This window comes from Isoptericola cucumis, from assembly GCF_014635665.1.
In the GTDB taxonomy this organism is placed as follows: Bacteria; Actinomycetota; Actinomycetes; order Actinomycetales; family Cellulomonadaceae; genus Isoptericola; species Isoptericola cucumis.
Genome location: NZ_BMDG01000003.1, coordinates 86,543 through 102,769 on the forward strand (window position 1 = coordinate 86,543; position 16,227 = coordinate 102,769).

Annotated in this window: 14 protein-coding genes and 1 pseudogene; 7 read left to right on the forward strand and 8 right to left on the reverse strand. The window is 71.2% G+C overall.

Annotated elements, in window-relative coordinates; genetic code table 11:
* Nucleotides 1-28 precede the first annotated feature (28 nt).
* Nucleotides 29-1,111, forward strand: a complete 1,083-nt coding sequence (locus tag IEW03_RS04675) for an alcohol dehydrogenase catalytic domain-containing protein (RefSeq protein ID WP_188522506.1) — start codon at nucleotides 29-31, stop codon at nucleotides 1,109-1,111.
* A 100-nt stretch (nucleotides 1,112-1,211) separates the two neighbouring features.
* Nucleotides 1,212-2,012, forward strand: coding sequence for a CPBP family intramembrane glutamic endopeptidase (locus IEW03_RS04680; RefSeq protein WP_188522507.1), 801 nt, complete (start codon nucleotides 1,212-1,214; stop codon nucleotides 2,010-2,012).
* A 58-nt stretch (nucleotides 2,013-2,070) separates the two neighbouring features.
* On the opposite strand, the pseudogene IEW03_RS04685 reads toward IEW03_RS04680, so the two are convergent.
* Together IEW03_RS04685 and IEW03_RS04690 are read right to left on the reverse strand one after the other, a co-directional pair.
* Nucleotides 2,071-2,172 (reverse strand): annotated as a pseudogene (locus IEW03_RS04685) (hydroxyacid dehydrogenase); the annotation flags it as partial.
* Nucleotides 2,173-2,249: 77 nt separating this feature from the next.
* Nucleotides 2,250-2,582, reverse strand: a complete 333-nt coding sequence (locus IEW03_RS04690; RefSeq protein ID WP_229737463.1) for a VOC family protein — start codon at nucleotides 2,580-2,582, stop codon at nucleotides 2,250-2,252.
* Nucleotides 2,583-3,172: 590 nt separating this feature from the next.
* Here IEW03_RS04690 and IEW03_RS04695 point away from each other — a divergent pair.
* Nucleotides 3,173-4,801 carry a sodium:solute symporter family transporter gene (locus IEW03_RS04695; RefSeq protein WP_188522771.1) on the forward strand — a complete coding sequence of 543 codons (1,629 nt, stop codon included), beginning with the start codon at nucleotides 3,173-3,175 and terminating at the stop codon, nucleotides 4,799-4,801.
* Entirely contained in the window at nucleotides 4,798-4,926 is a 129-nt protein-coding gene (locus IEW03_RS20300; RefSeq protein WP_229737465.1) for a putative transporter small subunit, read from the forward strand. Before IEW03_RS04695 ends, IEW03_RS20300 begins: the two co-directional genes overlap by 4 nt.
* A gap of 2 nt (nucleotides 4,927-4,928) precedes the next feature.
* Here the strand turns inward: IEW03_RS20300 and IEW03_RS04700 are convergent, their stop codons facing one another.
* The 3 genes from IEW03_RS04700 to IEW03_RS04710 all read right to left on the reverse strand — a co-directional run bounded on the left by IEW03_RS04700 (nucleotide 4,929) and on the right by IEW03_RS04710 (nucleotide 9,139).
* The gene (locus tag IEW03_RS04700) at nucleotides 4,929-7,490 is read right to left on the reverse strand and encodes a polysaccharide lyase family 8 super-sandwich domain-containing protein (RefSeq protein WP_188522509.1); all 2,562 of its coding nucleotides are present in this window, start codon (nucleotides 7,488-7,490) and stop codon (nucleotides 4,929-4,931) included.
* Nucleotides 7,491-7,571: 81 nt separating this feature from the next.
* Nucleotides 7,572-8,411: a hypothetical protein gene (locus IEW03_RS04705; protein ID WP_188522510.1), complete on the reverse strand. Its 840-nt coding sequence runs from the start codon at nucleotides 8,409-8,411 to the stop codon at nucleotides 7,572-7,574.
* Between the two features lie 128 nt (nucleotides 8,412-8,539).
* On the reverse strand, nucleotides 8,540-9,139 hold the full coding sequence (locus IEW03_RS04710) for a DUF6318 family protein (RefSeq protein ID WP_188522511.1): 600 nt from the start codon (nucleotides 9,137-9,139) through the stop codon (nucleotides 8,540-8,542).
* A gap of 175 nt (nucleotides 9,140-9,314) precedes the next feature.
* Between IEW03_RS04710 and IEW03_RS04715 the strand changes: the two genes are divergently transcribed.
* On the forward strand, nucleotides 9,315-10,364 hold the full coding sequence (locus tag IEW03_RS04715; protein WP_188522512.1) for an HNH endonuclease: 1,050 nt from the start codon (nucleotides 9,315-9,317) through the stop codon (nucleotides 10,362-10,364).
* Here IEW03_RS04715 and IEW03_RS04720 read toward each other — a convergent pair.
* Nucleotides 10,319-10,933 (reverse strand): CGNR zinc finger domain-containing protein, encoded by a 615-nt coding sequence (locus IEW03_RS04720; RefSeq protein WP_188522513.1) that lies wholly within the window; start codon nucleotides 10,931-10,933, stop codon nucleotides 10,319-10,321. The genes IEW03_RS04715 and IEW03_RS04720 overlap by 46 nt on opposite strands.
* 119 nt (nucleotides 10,934-11,052) lie before the next feature.
* Here IEW03_RS04720 and IEW03_RS04725 point away from each other — a divergent pair, with 119 nt between their 5' ends.
* Both IEW03_RS04725 and IEW03_RS04730 read left to right on the forward strand, forming a co-directional pair.
* Nucleotides 11,053-11,538, forward strand: coding sequence for a YybH family protein (locus tag IEW03_RS04725; protein ID WP_188522514.1), 486 nt, complete (start codon nucleotides 11,053-11,055; stop codon nucleotides 11,536-11,538).
* 1 nt (nucleotide 11,539) lies between these two features.
* Nucleotides 11,540-12,388, forward strand: a complete 849-nt coding sequence (locus IEW03_RS04730) for a class I SAM-dependent methyltransferase (protein ID WP_188522515.1) — start codon at nucleotides 11,540-11,542, stop codon at nucleotides 12,386-12,388.
* Nucleotides 12,389-12,424: 36 nt separating this feature from the next.
* Here the strand turns inward: IEW03_RS04730 and IEW03_RS04735 are convergent, their stop codons facing one another.
* Both IEW03_RS04735 and IEW03_RS04740 read right to left on the reverse strand, forming a co-directional pair.
* On the reverse strand, nucleotides 12,425-14,080 hold the full coding sequence (locus IEW03_RS04735; RefSeq protein ID WP_188522516.1) for an SIR2 family protein: 1,656 nt from the start codon (nucleotides 14,078-14,080) through the stop codon (nucleotides 12,425-12,427).
* An 80-nt stretch (nucleotides 14,081-14,160) separates the two neighbouring features.
* On the reverse strand, nucleotides 14,161-16,197 hold the full coding sequence (locus IEW03_RS04740) for an alpha/beta hydrolase family protein (protein ID WP_188522517.1): 2,037 nt from the start codon (nucleotides 16,195-16,197) through the stop codon (nucleotides 14,161-14,163).
* Nucleotides 16,198-16,227 lie beyond the last annotated feature (30 nt).

Consider the following 16,227-nt stretch of genomic DNA (forward strand, 5'->3'; position numbering starts at 1 on the left):
CGTCACGCAGGACGAAGGAGGAGCGAACGTGCGAGCAGCAGTCTTGGAACGGTTCGGCAGCCCACTCGTGGTGCGTGAGCAGGACGACCCGGTGGCCCATGGCGGAGAGGTACTGGTGCGGGTGCTGGCGACCTGCATCCTGCCGTACACGGCGGAGGTGTTCAGCGGCCGGCGCCGGTACCCGCTGGTGCCCCCGGTCGTGCCGGGGGCGGGCGCCGTCGGACGAATCGTGACCGTCGGGCCGGACGCCACCCGCCTGCGGGCGGGCGACCTCGTCTGGTGCGACCCGACGGTGCGGTCGCGCGACGACGCCCGCACGCCCGACGTCGCGCTGCAGGGGCTCAGCTCGCGCGGGGACGGCGGGGCGAGGCTCGCCGAGCACCTGCACGACGGCGCCTTCGCGGAGCTGATGCGGGTGCCCACCGAGAACGTCTACCGGCTGCCCGAGGCCGCCGCCCAGGACCCGGCGCGCTGGTCCACGCTGACCGTGCACCTCGTCCCGTACGGCGGGCTGCACGCCGTCGGCCTCGCCGCGGGGGAGACCGTGGTGGTCAGCGGCGCGTCCGGGAACCTCGGCGGCGCGGCGGTCGCCGTCGCCCTCGCGATGGGTGCTGGGCAGGTCGTCGCACCGGGCCGGAACCGGTTCGCGCTGGACGCCCTGGTCGGACGCTTCGGCGACCGGGTCCGCCCCGTCGTCCTGAGCGGCGACGAGGACGCCGACCGGGCGGCCGTCGTCGCGGCCGCCGACCACCCGGTCGACGTCGTGATCGACCTGCTGCCGCCCTCGGCGCCGAGCACCGTGACCCGCGCCGCCGCGATGACGGTGCAGGAGGGCGGCCGAGTGGTGCTCATGGGTGGCGTGGGCATGCTCGGCGGACCCGACCTCGCCCTGCCGTACCCCTGGCTCATGCGGAACTCGGTGACCGTGCGCGGGCAGTGGCTCGGCTCGCGCACGGACAACGTCGCGATGATCCGGATGATCGCCTCGGGAGTGCTGGACCTGGGCCCGGAGACCGTCACGACGTTCGGCCTGGACGACGTGAACGACGCCGTCGCCTTCGCCTCCGAGCACGGCGGTGCGTTCGACCGCACCGTGCTCGTCCCCGGCTGAGCGGCCGGCCGACGTCTCCCGCCGGCGGTGGGGTAGCCACCGGCACGGTCGGAGGCGGGCCTCATGGCCGGGGCCGGCGCGGGGACACGACGGTGGAGCCATGTCTCGTCAGCCCCGGGCCGACCTGGCCTCGTTCGGAGTCGTCACCGTCGCGCTCTCGTGGATCCCATGGATCGCGCTGGGCGTGTCCGGTGCCGACGTCTCCCGTGGGGCGGGGGAGATCGTGTTCGCCCTGGCGGCGGCAGGGCCGTCGTTGGCGGCCGTCGCGCTGTGGTGCCGCCGGCCACGCGACCGGGTCGCGCCGCGGGTGCGCCCGCGCGTCTCGTGGGTGCTGGTGGCCCTGGTGGCGGGAGGCCTGGGGCCGGTGGTCGCCTCTGTCGTGCTCGCGCCGGGGGACATCGGCGCTCACGCCTCGACGACGGTCGCGAGCGTGGGCGGGGTCGCCGGCGTCGTCGCCTACACCCTCGTGTCCGGGCCGCTGTCGGAGGAGCTCGGATGGCGCGGCTACCTCCAGCCCCGCGTGCGGCTGCTCGTGCCGCGCCGGTGGGCGGCGGCGCTCGTCGTCGGCGTGGCGTGGTGGGCCTGGCACCTGCCGCTGTTCTTCCTGCCCGGCACCAGCCAGCACGACAAGGGGCTGCTGACCGTCGAGGGGCTGTGCTTCTTCGCCTCGCTCCTGCTGCTGAGCTACGTCGCGTTGTTCCTGGTCGAGCGGCTGCGCGGCGGCGTCGCGTCCGCGGTGCTGCTGCACGCCGCCTGGAACGTGACCGACGCGCTGATGCCGCCGACCGGGGCCGCGGGCGCCGCGATCCAGGTGGTGGTGATGGCCGCGACGGCGGCCGCCATCGCCGCGTGGTGGCGTCGGGCCGAGGCCGCAGGCCCGGCCGTCGCGCGGGTCAGGTGACGTCGCCGCTCACGGGGTCGCGTCAGTATCCGGCGACCGGGTCGACGATGGCGTCCACGCGGGCGCGCTCCGGCAGGTGCCGCAGCGTCGCCAGGGTCAACGCGAGGGCGTGCTCGGCCACGGGGCGCGCGAAGGAGCCCTTCGCGGAGGTCCAGGCGATGCCGGGCGCCGGCTCGCTCATCATCTGTTCGGCCTCACCTTCACCTCGGGTGCGCAGGGTGGATCCCACCGGCCTCGTCAGACGGCGGTGTGGGTGCCCACGTTGACGACCCGGCCGTCGTGCCCGCGGTAGAAGAACCGCGTGACACCCCAGGGCTCGCGCGTCATCGGGTGCACGATCTCGACCCCCGCGGCCCGGGCGCGCTCGAGGGCCGCGTCGACGTCGTCGACGAACACCGAGACGTCCGGGTTCACCGGGGCTGACGCGTCCCGGGACATCAGGCTGAGCTGGTGGCCCTCGTCGTCGCCGAGGGTGACGATCCACCCGAGGTCCATGAGGACGCGGAGCCCCAGCACCGCCTCGTGCTCGCGCACTGCCTGGCGTACGTCCGGCACGGTCAGGATCGGCATCACTCGCTCCACTCCCATCGGCCCAGGCAATCACGGATGACGTCGAACATCCCGGCCGGACCCCGTGGTGACGCCGATCATGGTCGCAGGTCAGGCCCCTCTCACCGAGGGGGACGGCCCGGGCTGCGCATGGGTCGTTTGTGGTATAACCGTGACCGACGGATCCGGTCGCCGGCGCGCTGCGCCGCACTACGCCGCCCCCTGAGGAAGCCCGATGCCACGTCGCGTCGGCGCCCCTGGCGCGAGCCCACGGTCCCGTCACCGCCTCGCCGGCCCGGTCTCGGGTGTCGGCGCCTGAACGCCTCGGCCGCGGCGCAACGCTCTGCGCTCGGACGACGCCGCTGAAGAACGGAAGGAGCTCTGTGCTGTCGACCCAGCCGGCTCGGTACGCGCGACCCTGTGCGTGCCGCCCCGCCTGTCCCCGACGAGTCCCGCCCGGCTGACGGCCGTTCCCCACCCGTCCCTCCCGGAGCTTCACCTGGCTTCCGGTTCCCTGACGAGAGAGTGAGAACGCCTTGGGCGAGCTGCAACAACTTCCTGGGTCCGTCGTGATCCTCATCTTCCTGCTGTTCTTCGGCGGCAGCTTCTACATGTCGGTCCGCATCAGCCGCAAGAAGGAGAACGCGGACGGCTACATGACCGGCGGCGGCAAGATCGGGTTCGGCATCTCCGCCGCGTCGATGACGGCCACCTGGATCTGGGCGTCGTCGATGTACGCCTCGGCCACGTCCGGCTACACCTACGGCGTCTCGGGCCCGATCCACTACGGGCTCTGGGGCGCGCTGATGATCCTGCTCATCTACCCGTTCGGGCGCCGGATCCGCGCGGTGGCGCCGCGCGCGCACACGATCGCGGAGGTGATGTTCGCCCGGCACGGCCGTTCGAGCCAGCTCATGCTCGCGGGGTCCAACGTGCTCGGTAGCGTCATCAGCCTCACGTCCAACCTGATCGCCGGCGGGGCGCTGGTCGGCATGCTCACGCCCTACACGTTCACGCAGGGGGTCGTCGCCATCGCGGCCGGCGTGCTCCTGTACACGCTGTGGTCGGGTTTCCGGGCGTCGGTCCTCACCGACTTCGCGCAGGTGGTGGCGCTGCTGGGTGCTGTCGTGGTCATCATCCCGGTCGTGTTCTTCGCCGCGGGCGGTCCCAGCCTGTTCGAGACAGGCGCGGCGAACCTCACGCCCCAGCAGGAGAACTTCTTCTCCTCGGACGCGTTCTTCAACCAGGGCGCCCCGTACATCGCCGCCGTGCTGGCCTACGCGATCGGCAACCAGACCATCGCCCAACGGCTCTTCGCGGTCCGGGAGGACCTCATCAAGAAGACGTTCGTCACGGCGACGTTCGGCTACGGCGCGACGATCATCGGCATCGGGATGCTCGGCGTCATCGCCCTGTACGCGGGGATCCAGCCCCTCGACGGCGACGTCAACAACCTCATCCCGCAGCTGGCCGCGACCTACCTGAACCCCCTGCTGCTGTGCCTGTTCTTCGTGATGATCATCGGGTCGCTGTCGTCGACGGCGGACTCCGACCTGACGGCGCTCTCGGCGATCGTCATGGCGGACGTCTACGGCCAGAACGTCGCGGGCAAGAAGCGGGCGAACCCGCGCACGATGGTCCTCATCGGCCGGATCACGATGGTCGTCGCGATCGCCGCGGGGCTCGTGTTCGCCGGGGGCAGGTTCAACATCCTGGACCTGCTGGTGTTCGTCGGCGCGCTGTGGGGTGCGCTCGTGTTCCCCGTCATCGCGAGCTTCTACTGGGACCGTGTCACGAACGTCGCGTTCAGCGTGGCGGTCGTCGCGGGCCTCGCGGTGTTCCTGCCGGTGCGGTTCTCGTGGGTGGACCTGTCGGGCGGTCTGGGGATCGCCTCGGACGTCCTGTCCACCCTCGGCATCGGGGTCGTGCTCGGCCTCATGGCCTTCGGCTTCTTCGGCACGCGGGTCGCGCTCGTCGTCGGGATCCTCGCCACGGTGGTGGCCGCGCCGTTCGCGATCGGGTTCCTGCACACCTACCCGGTGCTGTCGGGGTCGCTCGTGGCCTACGCGGCCAGCACGGTCGTCTGCGTCGCCCTGACGATGCTGAACAAGGACCGGTTCGACTTCGCGCTCATCAAGGAGCGCACCGGTGACTTCGACAAGGAGCCGGCGGCCGTGAGCCAGCCGGTCGACGAGCCGCGACGGCCCGAGCCCGTCGCGGCAGGAGAGGGGATCTTGTGACGTTCCTGCTGACGCTGTACGTGCTCATCTGGCCGGTCGTCGTGGCCGGCGTGCTGTTCGTGATCAGCCGCGCGTTCTTCCGGGAGCTGCGCGCGGCGAAGGCCGAGGGGCGCAGCGTCATCTGACGTCAGCGCAGGCGCAGCGTGGCGGTGAGGCTCGCGCCGTACGCCTCGCGCGTGCGGGCCCGCACCTCGGTGCCGCCCGGCACCCGTCGCACCTCGACGTCGTCGTCCGCGGAGACGGCGTCGAGGTGCCGGCCGCGAATCGTCAGCGTGACGGCGTCGCGCAGCATGGTCGGGTCGGACAGCGCCACGGCCGTGCCGCCGCCGTCCTCGCGCACGAGGACGGACGCCGGGCCGTCGATCGTCAGGTTCCGCACGTGCGCACGGCCGGAGAACACGTTCGCGGCGAGCAGCCCGAGGCCGGAGTGCCGCACCGCCTGCACCCGCTCGTCGTTCGCGAGCACGGCCAGCGGACCCCGGCGCCCGTAGCCCGCCAGCTGCTCCTCGGTCGCGCCCGGCACGATCGCGTAGGCGAGCTCCGCGCGGCGCCGGCTGTGCTCGTCGCTGTGCTCGACGGTGGCCGTGAACACCCGCTTCGTCACCGCGGTGTCCGGGTTGGACGTGCGGACCACGCGGCGGCTGCGCGTCACGTCCTCGAGCGTCACGCGCACCGGCTCGGACTCGTGAGGGGAGCCGAGCAGCGCGTACCCGACGGCCACGCCCTGCGCGGGGTTGTCCCACCGCAGCCACGCGAGCCGCTCCGCGCCGTCCTGCGGCGACCACGAGCCGCCGTCCGCGCGGCGGCCGGTGACGACCACGCCGTCGCCGGGCGCGGCGATGCGGGCATCCAGCGTCGTGACGACGTCGCGGCCGTGCTCGTCACCGATGCCCGCCGCCAGCACGACCACCTCGTCGTCGAGCAGGAACCACGACTTGGTCGCGCGCGCGTTCGCGTAGACCACGAAGTCGTCGGGCAGGACACCGGCCTGCGCGTCGCGGTAGGGGACGTCGTCGGACAGCACCATCCCCGCGGCGCCGAACGTGCCGAGGGTCGCGCCGCCGGAGAAGGAGTTCGTGGCGCGCGGGAAGTAGACGTACGTGTTCTGGGACTCCGACGACGACGTGAACCCGAGCGGGTGGCCGGGGTTCTCGTACCAGAGCCGCCCGTACGCCTCGGGGACGGTCTGCCGCTCCTCGACCGGCACGGTGGTGCCGGGCAGGCGGTACGGCGAGACGGTGGTGTAGAAGTCGACGCCGAACGCCTGCGCGTGGTCCTGGCCGGCGAGGTAGAGGTGGAACGCGCCGTCGCCCTGGAACCACGGCATGAGGTTCTCGCCGCTCATGTACTCGTACTTGCTGATCCGGCCCGAGCTGCGCGCCAGCGCGAACGTGTACCCGGGACGCCGGTGCACCGTGCGGTCCATCGCGTTGAGCGCGACCGAGCGCTCGGGCGGGTTGAGGTCGGCGGCGGGCGCGCCGGCGTCCGCGAGGAGGTCCGCGTAGCGGACGATGCTCACCGGCGAGACGAACCGGGCGGGGTCGGGCGGCGTGGGCGACGCCGTCGCCAGATGGCGGACGTACGCGCCCAGGGCGGCCGCGTGGCCGGGGCTCGTGTAGGCGCTCAGGTCGACCACGGCCTCGATGACCGTGGCGACGTCGGCGTACCCGCCGCCGGTGCGCACCACGGAGCGGCCCTTGACGATCTCCATCATCCAGCCGTCGACGATGACGGGCGCGAACCCGTCGCGCACCCAGCCGTGCACGACGTCCGGCAGCTCGGTCCCGGGTGCCGCGGCCGTGCCGTCGAGCAGCTTCACGGTCTGCACGACGCGGGTCAGCAGCGTGCGCCCGTACGAGCCGGTGTAGGCCACCGAGTGGTGCTGGATGAACGAGCCGTCGGCGTAGTAGCCGTCGGTGTTGCCGTGCTGGAGGTCGTACGGGTCGATCGTCGTGAACACTGTGGACTGGTCGGCGATCGCCTTGGACACCCGGGCGTCGTCGCCGGTGAGCGCGCCCTGCAGGATGCGGTTCGTCGTGATGTCGGCGAGGTTCGCGCCGGTGTGGAAGCGGGAGTCGAGGTCGACGTCGCCGTTCTTGCCGTTGCGCAGGTACGCGTCCATCGAGGCGACGTACGTCGCGATCAGGCCCGGTCGTTCCGCCGCCGTCAGGTCGGCCAGGAGCGCGAACGTCTTGCTGACGCTCGCGGGGATGCCGATCTCCCAGTGGAACCAGTTGCCGTAGTAGCCGGCGCTCTGGTCGCCGTAGTAGCTGGCGTGCAGCCACTCGAGCCCGTCGAGCACCCGACGCTGGACGGCGGCGTTCCCCACCAGGTCGGACGCGTAGCCCGGGGTGCCGGTCGCCAGCGCGATCTCGTACAACCGCAGGAACGACGTGGCGAGGTTCGGGTCGCTCGTGCCGAGCGGGACGCCCGCGAACAGCTCGCCCGGGCCGGCGGCGTCCAGCCCGGCGAGGTGGGAGCGCGCCGCCGCGTGGATCGCGGCGAGCTTGGCCGCGGCTTCCGGCCGCGAGTTCGACTCCGACGTGCCGGCGAAGATCCCGCGGGCGTTCGTCAGCAGGCGGGCATGGTCCGACGGCACGTCGGCGCGGGCGCTCAGCGGCGCCGCGACGGCCACGAACGCTCCGGCGGGGACCATCGCCAGGACCTGGCGGCGGGACAGCTGCGGCATGACGAACTCCCTTGTTCGACGATGTCGACATCCAACCAAGATCGTGCCGTTGCTGGCAATCGTTTCCCTGGGATTCGACGGTCAGCAGACGGCACCGGCGTCGAGGTCGTCGCAGACCAGGCGGGTGCGGGCCTCGGTGACCGTCGTCGGGTCGGTGGTGCTGGTGGTGGTGACGTTGCCCGGGATCTCGGTCCAGGTGCTGGTGCCCTGGACGCGGAAGCGGCCCTGCCAGGTGGTGGTGAGCGAGGCGGCGACGCCCGTGCGGTAGGTGTTGCCCTTGTCGTCGACGGCCGTGCCCGCGTCATCCCCGGGCGTGCCGAGGCGGCTGTAGGTGTGCCCGACCCACGAGCTGTCCGGGGTGGGGTCGCCCTCGTGCCACGCCCGGCCGGGGGACGTGGTGGTGAGGGTGCTTCCGCCGGCGGAGTGCGGGTCGTCGAAGTCCCACGTGTACTCGGTGGGCTCCGCGCGGATGACGACCGGCACGCCCAGCAGCGTGACCGTGCGGTCCTGGGGTGTCGCGGAGGTGTAGGCCGGATAGTGCACGTTGACGACCATCGGAGGGTTGCCCTGCACCGTCGCCTCCGGCGCCGCGATCTTCATCGACCTGAACTGGCGCTGCGCCTGGGCGGCGAGCTCGGCGGGGGAGACGCACTCGTCCTCCGACAGCTGCTCCGACTCGCCGTACGTGCCGTCGTCCTGGACCCGCTGGACCCAGAGCGCGCTGAGCTCGTACTCGTCGTCCTCGCACGGCACCGTGATCTCGACGACGTCCTTGCCCTCGGGGCATGCACCCGGTGCGGTCACGATCCCGCTGATCGCGTCGATCTCAGCGCCCAGCGTCCCGCACATCACCGCGTCGGTGCGCGCATAGCGGTCCTTCGGCTCGTCGCTGGCCGGCTCACGCCCACTGGCGGTTTCCACCCAGCCTTGACCGCGGCCCTCCACGCTGTACTCGTTGTCGTTGTCGTTCGCGCGACTGTCGTAGTCGGCGTTCGGCACAGCCAAGGCAAGCGTTGCGATCAGGGCCATTACCATTGACGACCTGAGCATCAGGACTCCGGAATGTCGGGCACGCCGACGATGACCCAACGACCGTCGCTACGAGTGGTCTCAACTCGTGCCGTGCTCGTTTGCGCCGGTTGTTCGAAAACCACCTTGCCCTTGACGTCGGTAATCGTCGAGCGAGACTCCTTGATCTCAACATCGATCGGCCAGATCCCCGTTGCCGCGTCTTGCTCGTACGTATGCAGGATCCGGATCCGGGCTTCGCCTCCTTCGAACGTGTCCCCACGTTCGGCGATGAGGTTCGCCTGGTCGAGACGATTGGTGCAATACCCGCAGCTCTTGTGCGACATCGCTTCCCACTCCGCGGTGTCGCCTGTCTTCATGATGTAGTCGTCGAGCTCGAGGAAGTACACCGCGGCGGCCTCGGCGCCGGCGGGGCCGTCGTCGTCCATCGCCTGGGGCCGCTCGGGCGCGACGACCACGGAGGTGGAGGTCGGCGACGGGGAGGGTGACGCGTCGGCGCTCGCGGTGGCGGTGGGCTCTGGCGACGGTGTCGCAGGCGTGTCGTCGCCGCAGCCGGCGACGAGGAGCGCGGCGGCCGAAGCGATGGAGGTGGCGGCGAGGATGGCCCGGGCTCGGGTCATGACGGGTCTCTCTGTCGGCGGTGACGTCGGGCGTCACTGTAGAGCAAACGACGAGACGGTTGCCCGGGGGTCTGTGGACAACGGTGTTGCTGCAGGTCGCGTGCGACGCGGGCCCGACCGCTGAGCTGGCCGCCACCGCACGCCGGGGAGCGGGCCGTCGTGCCAAGCTGGCCCCGTGGACACCGACGCCGAGCACCGGGCATGGCTGCTCATGGTGGCGGGCGACGACCGCGGTCATGCCGGGAACTCGGGTTACGACGACCAGGTCGGCGCGTACTACTCCTGGGACAGCAAGGTCCAGAACCACAAGAACGTGCAGGTCGGGGACGTCGTCGCCCTGTGGGACAGGAAGCGACTGCTCGGCGTGTCGGTGGTCGAGGCGATCGAGGCGGAGCCCGGTACCAAGGAGCTTCAACGCTGCCCCGCCTGCGGCCTGACACGAGTCAAGCGACGCGCGGACCGTTCATGGCGCTGCGACAAGTGCCGACACGTCTTCGCGACGCCGGTCTCCGAGCTGGTCGACGTGACGAGGTATCGCGCCCGGTACGACGCGGCGTGGACGTCGCTGGACGGCCTTCTGTCTGCGGCGGAGATCCGGCCGCTGACCGAGAGGCCCCAGGGCTTCAACGCGATCCGGGAGCTGAGCTGGGAGCGGTTCGGCGCGGCGCTCCAGGCGCGAGACGCGGTGCAGGCGGTCAGTCGGCTGGCGTCGCGCTCGGCGGACTTCGTGTGGCCGGGCCTCGACGTGCGGGCCGAGTTCACCCATGGGCACGGCCAGGCCCTGGTGCGGGTGCGGCGGGGTCAGCGGGCCTTTCGGGAGCACCTGTTGGCGAACCAGGGAGAGGCGTGCGCCTTCACGGGTGGTGCTCCGGCGCGGGTGCTCGAGGCCGGACACCTCTACAGCTACGCCCGCCTCGGAGAGCACCACGAGCACGGCGGACTGATGCTGCGCCGGGACATCCACCGGCTGTTCGACGATGGCATGCTCGCGGTCGACCCGGACCTGCTTCGCGTCGACGTGTCCCCCGAGCTGGAGCGGTTCTCGCAGTACTCCCGGCTCCACGGAGCCGGTCTGACGGCACGGCTCCGCGACTCCCAGGTCGATTGGCTGGCCCGGCACTGGGACGAGCACCGAGCTCACCTCCAACTCGGTGGGGGACCAGCCGCAACGTCCCCCGGTCAGCTCAGCGAGTCGCTCGCCCGCGGAGCCTTGTGGCGCAGGTAGTAGCGGGCGACGCGGGCGCGGTTGCCGCAGATGTTCGGGGTGCACCAGCGGCGGCGGGGGTTGCGGGGGAGGAACAGCATCACGCAGGCCGGGGCGTCGCAGCGGCGCACGTCGAGGATGTCCGGCGTGGCCAGGAGCTGGACCGTCTCCTCGGCGAAGGTTGCCGCCAGGCGGGTGGCGAGGGAGCCGGCCCGGCGGGGCTCGGCGGTGACCGAGGCGCCGTCCCACCGCGCGTGCACGGTGGCCGGCGCCGCGCGCACGGCCTCGTTGAGCCCGGACAGCGCCCGCGCCGGCGGCTTCCTGCCGTGGCGGGCGGGTTCGACGGCGGCCGCAGCGTGCTCGCGCACGGCCTTCAGGGCCTCCGCGTCGCCGTCGGTGACCGCGGCGGCGTCCTCGGCTCCGATGTCGAGCCGCGGTGCGAGGGCGCCGAGCCACGCGTCGCGTTGCTCGCGACCGTCGAGGACGTCCATCCAGGTGTCGGAGTCGGTGAGGTAGAGGCGTGTGTTCACTAGGTCGAGCGCCAGCGGTTCGGTGAGCAGCACCGAGGGGATCGCAGGCGTCGTCGTCATATGGCTAATGGTAACCAGATCCCTTGACCCATGAGGTGTCCGTGTGGTGACGTGGACGGGCCACTATTCCTGGCGCGGCCCCTTCGGCCGCTGCCCGCTCACCCCGAGAGGTCGTGACGATGGCGACGACGCCAGCTTCGGTCGCAGCAGAACCTGGGCGTGCCGACGACGGCTGGGCCGGATTCCAGGCCGCGCAGAGGTCGGCGCTGGACGCGCTGGTGGCCGGGGACCCGGAGCCCTTCCAGGGGCTGTGGGACCAGACCTCGGAGGTCTCGTTGCTCGGGGCCTTCGGCGGCGTCGCGCAGGGCTGGGACGAGGTGCGCGACCGGCTCGCCGCCGTGGCCGCCGTCTACCGCAACGGCGTCTACCGGCGGCTCGACCAACTGGAGGAGCGCGTGCACGGAGACCTGGCGTACACGGTGCACGTGGAGGAGATCCACTCGCGTGCGCCGAACGGGGAGCGCGAGGTCCGCGAGCGTCGCGTCACCAAGGTCTGCCGACGCGGCGAGTCGGGGTGGCGGATCGTGCACATGCACTCCGACCCGCTGGTGACCACCGCCTTTCCTGACCGCGACCACCCGACGGAATCGCCCCTTGGAGGTTGAGATGGCGACCGAGACCGGCACGAGGACCGACACGACGAACGGCACGACGAACGGCACGGCGACGGACACCCGGTACCTGTTCGAGACCGGCTCCGACCACGGGCGCGTGCAGGTGGACTGCCTGTCCGCCATGCTCGACAGCACGACGACGGGCGTGCTCGACGACCTCGGCGTGCGCGAGGGCTGGCGGTGTCTCGAGCTGGGCGCCGGGAACGGCTCGGTCGCCCGGTGGATGGCGCAGCGCGTCGGCCCCGCCGGGTCCGTCGCGGCCGTCGACATCGACACCCGCCACCTCGACCCCGCACCCGGCGTGACCGCCTACCGGCACGACATCAACGACGGCCTGCCGCAGGACGGGCCGTTCGACGTCATCCACGCCCGGATGCTCCTGGTCCACCTGCCCCGGCGCGAGCAGATCCTCCGCACGCTGGCGGGCGCGCTCGCACCCGGCGGGTGGCTGGTCGTCACCGACATCTCTGACCGCCTCCCCACCGCGGCCGCGGGCACCGACCCCGGCCCCGCGGAGCTGTTCGACCGGGTGCTCGACGCCGGCATGAACGGCCTCGGTCGTGCGGCCGGGATGGACCTCGAGTGGGCCCGCGACGTCGGCCGGCACCTGCGCGACGCCGGGCTGGAGGACATCCACGGGCTCGAGGACGCCTTCACCGCCCGCGGCGGAACACCGGCGCTGCTGTACTACCGCAGCCTGATCAAGCAGCTCGAGCAGCCGCTCCAGGCCGCCGGGCTCACCGCGGACGAGGTGCGCCGGTTCGGGGACCTCATGCTCGACCCGCAGTTCAGCGCCTGGTCGTACCAGTTCGTCACGACCTGGGGTCGGCGGCCCAGGTGATCTCCGCCGGCCCGAACGCACCAACCGGCTGCGCCCCTACCGAACTCGGACCCCGAACGTCTCGAGTGTGTGGACAAGCCGACGCCAGGCGTCGTCGGAGGCAAGCGACCTTGCGCGCTCCGCGACCGCGTTGATGTCGTCGACGAGCCTAGCCGTCTCATCGTCGCGTCCGTCGGCGTAGCGATGGTCCAGGAGGTAGGGCGATTCACGTACGGAGTGCATCGCCACGGCGTCAAGGAAGACGGTGAGCGAGCGGGCGGCCCGTCGACGTTCCAGGGCCTGTCTCTCGTCGCGCTCGTCCGTGGTCTCTTCGCCATGCGGCGTGAGCTCTGGACGACCGTCGTCAGCATCCAGCTGGGGAACCACGACCTTGAACCGGCCCTCCCACAGTCGGCTGAACGCCTCGTCGACGGCGAGGCCGATCACCGTGCCGATCTCGGGACGGCTGTGATCGGTCGTCTCGATCGACTCCCGGAGGCCGGCCACCTCGTAGGCGAACCGGAGCAGGTTGTCGTCCGTCATCGACGCGCCGACGACGAGAAGGTGCTTGGTGAGCATGAGTGACTGCACGAGCGAGCCGACCGGTTTCCAGCGGCTGTCGTAGTGCACGAACGAGCTGCGTGACAGGACGATCGACTCGTGATGCTCGACGTCACCGTGCATCTTCAGCAGCCAGGGTCGCCCGCTCGACGTTCTGGCCCACGGAAGAACGGCGATGGGAGAGTCGTCCTCGGTCTCGCAGGCCGCCGTCACGGCACGTTCGTAGAGTCGGTCGTAGTTGGTCGTGACCGCTTCCCGCACCTGAAGGCTCGCGAGCAGGGTATGGGCGAGGCTCGGCCGTGCCGCGTGGTCGCCGACGACCTCGGCCACCATTCGGCCGAGCTCTGCCTGCGAGCCCGCAGGGTCGGCCTGGCGGGCCGCCGCGAGGGTCACCTGGACGAGCTCGGCCTGCTCGAGTGGGCCGAGCTTTTCGATCTTGTCCTTGATCTCGTCGAGCCCCAGCCGATGGACGAGCTCGTCGAGCAGGCCGCGCCACGAGGGGAGGCCTGCAGCGATGCTCACACCGGCACCGAAGAACAACGCCACCTCGCCTCGACGAACGCGTTGCCCGAGCTCTTCGGCGATCGTGGCGTCGGCCAGGGTGGGAGGGGTTCCGCTGTCTCGACGCCGGTGCTGCAGGGCCGCGTAATCGGAACGCTCTGAGGCGACAAGGGCGACGTCGACGCCGAGCCGGTCTGTGGCGTCGCGCAGGGTGGAGACCAGCGCGGCGATGACCTGTCCTCGTCGCCGGCTTTGGCCCCCAGCGCCTGTCCCGACGACGGGCATGGCGATGAGGGGTAGGTCGCGACCGGCTGAGTTCGCGGACCGGATCAGGATCTCGCTTGAGTGCTCGACGATCGCTTCGACGACGCGGAGTGCCGCTTGGCCCACCTCGGACGGCGAGCCCGCGACGACATCGAGGAACCACACCTCGGGCACGGATTCGGCTGTCCGCTTCTGACGTGCTGGTAGTGCAGCGCCGCGGGCCCAGCCCTCAGGACGCAGGTTGTTCCAGGTGTCGCCTGGACCGAGGCCGACGGTATCGCGCCACCAGTTCCTGACGGCGAACCGTGCGTCCGTGGGAATGACGACGGCGTCGGCGCTCAGCGCGTCGAGCCGGCCGTTGACCACGAAGAGGTGCCCGGGCTTCATGCGGGAACGCTAGGGGAACACGGCCGATGCGCGGCGGTCAGATACTCCGTTGAGCGGGTGAATTGTCTCCTGGCACCCTTCTACTGCGTCGTCACCTGTTCCGATTCTCCGCCACGTTCGGTTCCCGAAAGGGCGGACGCCGACACCACTGCCCGCTTGCGTCGGAGCAGCGATCCCACGGCGCCGGCGGTACCTGCCGCGGCGTTCTTGAAGGCCGATCCGGCGTCTTCGGCAGCGGACCGGACGCGAGGCTTGTCCGGAATCCCGTCGCCGTCGAGGTCGACAGCGCGGAACGCCTCAGTGGCACGCTCGAGAAGAGCCGCGGCGGGGATCTTCGCGGCGTCCGGTTCGTCCGGGCCGAGCCCCGCCGTGCTCAGGTGAACCAGGGCACGGTCGATCGTCTTCAGCTTGCGCTCGAGCTGCTTGAGGGCTGGCGCGCCGTCGTCCGAGATCGGCGCGAGCCGGGCAAGATCCCGGCGCAGCTCGATCCCTGTCTCGGCGAGGCTCTCCCATGTCGTCAGGTCCCTGTCGAAGCCTTGCGACTTCCGCAGGAGCGCGGCAGTGAGTTGGCTCGCCACGTACGCCTCGACGGCTTCGGTGGTGGTTGCAGGACTCGCGAGACCGACCGCCACTCCGCCGCCGCCGGCGCCGACGAGTGCACCGGCCGTCAACAACCCACCGACCATCCCGCCGGGGCCGAACGCCGCGAGCGCGCTGGTGATGGCTGCCGCTCCCGCGACCCCGGGGGCGACAGAGAGAACGAGCCCTCCGGTGGCGACGACGAGAGACGCCGCTCCGAGGCCGACGGCGGCCCACTTGATCCAGTTCGTGCCGTCGCCGGAGAGCGCCTTGTCCGCAGCCTCTTCGGCAGCGACCAGGTCACGAGCGAACTGTCTCCCCAGACCCATCTCGATGGTCAGGTCCTCGAGTGCCTCAGCCCTGATCGCGGGGGAAACGTTGATCTCGAAGGGCTGGACGATATTCGTCGTCATGATGCCGATCAGCGGGACGACGCTCTCTTCCTTCGACAGTTGGAGGAGCCGCGCCGGCTCCGGCGCGACCGACGTGGAGTCGCTGAGGTCGACCGCCAGCTCGCCCACAGCGCCTGGGAGCGGCCTGCCCTCCTGCTCCCTCCGTGTGATCATCGCGTCGACCGCCGTGGACTGGACATGTCGCCGCGCCTCGGCGTACCGAACCTTCCGGGCGCCGTCGAGCTTGGTCTCGATGAGGAACGCGTACCGCAATGCCAGGAGCATGAGGGTCTCGGGGGTGTCGACTGGGACGTCGACGCCGGGGTTCGTGACGGTGAGCTCCTTGGACAACGATCCGTGCAGCGCGTAGCCGATCGCGCGTGCCACCAACTCGCTCTGCAGATAGGTCACGGCGTCGTGCACGCGGTGGTCCACGCGCGCGTTGACGCGATAGTCGGTCATCCACGGGAAGACCGACGAGACACCCCGGTGTGTCGTCACCGCGTCCGCGGGGTGCCAGAAGCTGACCCACCAGCCCAGGTTCGTCGGGGGCTCCTTCAGCGCCTCTCGCAGCCCATCGACGTGGAAGAGCGAGCTGGACAGCGGGCTGCCGATGGTCACCATGCCCACCACCTCGACTTCGGCCGGCAGTCGGCGCAGGACGTCCGCGGCGATGACCGATCCCAGGCTGTGGCCCACGACGACGAGCCGACCCGAGGGCGGCACCTTCGCGAGGACCTTGTTCAGGACGTGGGCCCGGATGCGAGGATCCTTGAGGTAGTTCGCGGCCTGCCGGAACTTCGAGAGCCTGAGCGATGCCGCGGCGATCGGGTCGCCGCCGAACCATGCGGCACCGGGGTCGTGCGTTCCAAGCATGACTTCAACCGCGCTCTCGCGACGCTCGAATTCGCGGCGGTTCTGCTTGGCCGCCTCCCCGGTTGGGGGCTTGACCGTCAGGGCGGGCAGTGGCTCGTCGTCGTCCACGCCGTGCAACGCGTTCGGGTACTTCGGGGCGATCACCGTCACCCCGTCCAGACTGGGGTACCCCAGCCGGACCATGGCCGCCTCTAGGGCGGTCTTCCACCCATCATCTTGGTCGCCAGTGCCGACGCCGTGCAGGAACAGGAGGGTGGGCTTCTCTGGCAAGGCGGACTCCTGCGGACATGGTGAGGGACT

What these genes read in the sequence shown, in the direction of transcription:
- IEW03_RS04680 (WP_188522507.1), top strand. Translation starts at nt 1,212, where the DNA reads ATGTCTCGTCAGCCCCGGGCCGACCTGGCCTCGTTCGGAGTCGTCACC.
- IEW03_RS04710 (WP_188522511.1), bottom strand. Translation starts at nt 9,139, where the DNA reads ATGACCCGAGCCCGGGCCATCCTCGCCGCCACCTCCATCGCTTCGGCC.
- IEW03_RS04690 (WP_229737463.1), bottom strand. Translation starts at nt 2,582, where the DNA reads ATGCCGATCCTGACCGTGCCGGACGTACGCCAGGCAGTGCGCGAGCAC.
- IEW03_RS04700 (WP_188522509.1), bottom strand. Translation starts at nt 7,490, where the DNA reads ATGCCGCAGCTGTCCCGCCGCCAGGTCCTGGCGATGGTCCCCGCCGGA.
- IEW03_RS04695 (WP_188522771.1), top strand. Translation starts at nt 3,173, where the DNA reads ATGTCGGTCCGCATCAGCCGCAAGAAGGAGAACGCGGACGGCTACATG.
- IEW03_RS04720 (WP_188522513.1), bottom strand. Translation starts at nt 10,933, where the DNA reads ATGACGACGACGCCTGCGATCCCCTCGGTGCTGCTCACCGAACCGCTG.
- IEW03_RS04725 (WP_188522514.1), top strand. Translation starts at nt 11,053, where the DNA reads ATGGCGACGACGCCAGCTTCGGTCGCAGCAGAACCTGGGCGTGCCGAC.
- IEW03_RS04735 (WP_188522516.1), bottom strand. Translation starts at nt 14,080, where the DNA reads ATGAAGCCCGGGCACCTCTTCGTGGTCAACGGCCGGCTCGACGCGCTG.
- IEW03_RS04730 (WP_188522515.1), top strand. Translation starts at nt 11,540, where the DNA reads ATGGCGACCGAGACCGGCACGAGGACCGACACGACGAACGGCACGACG.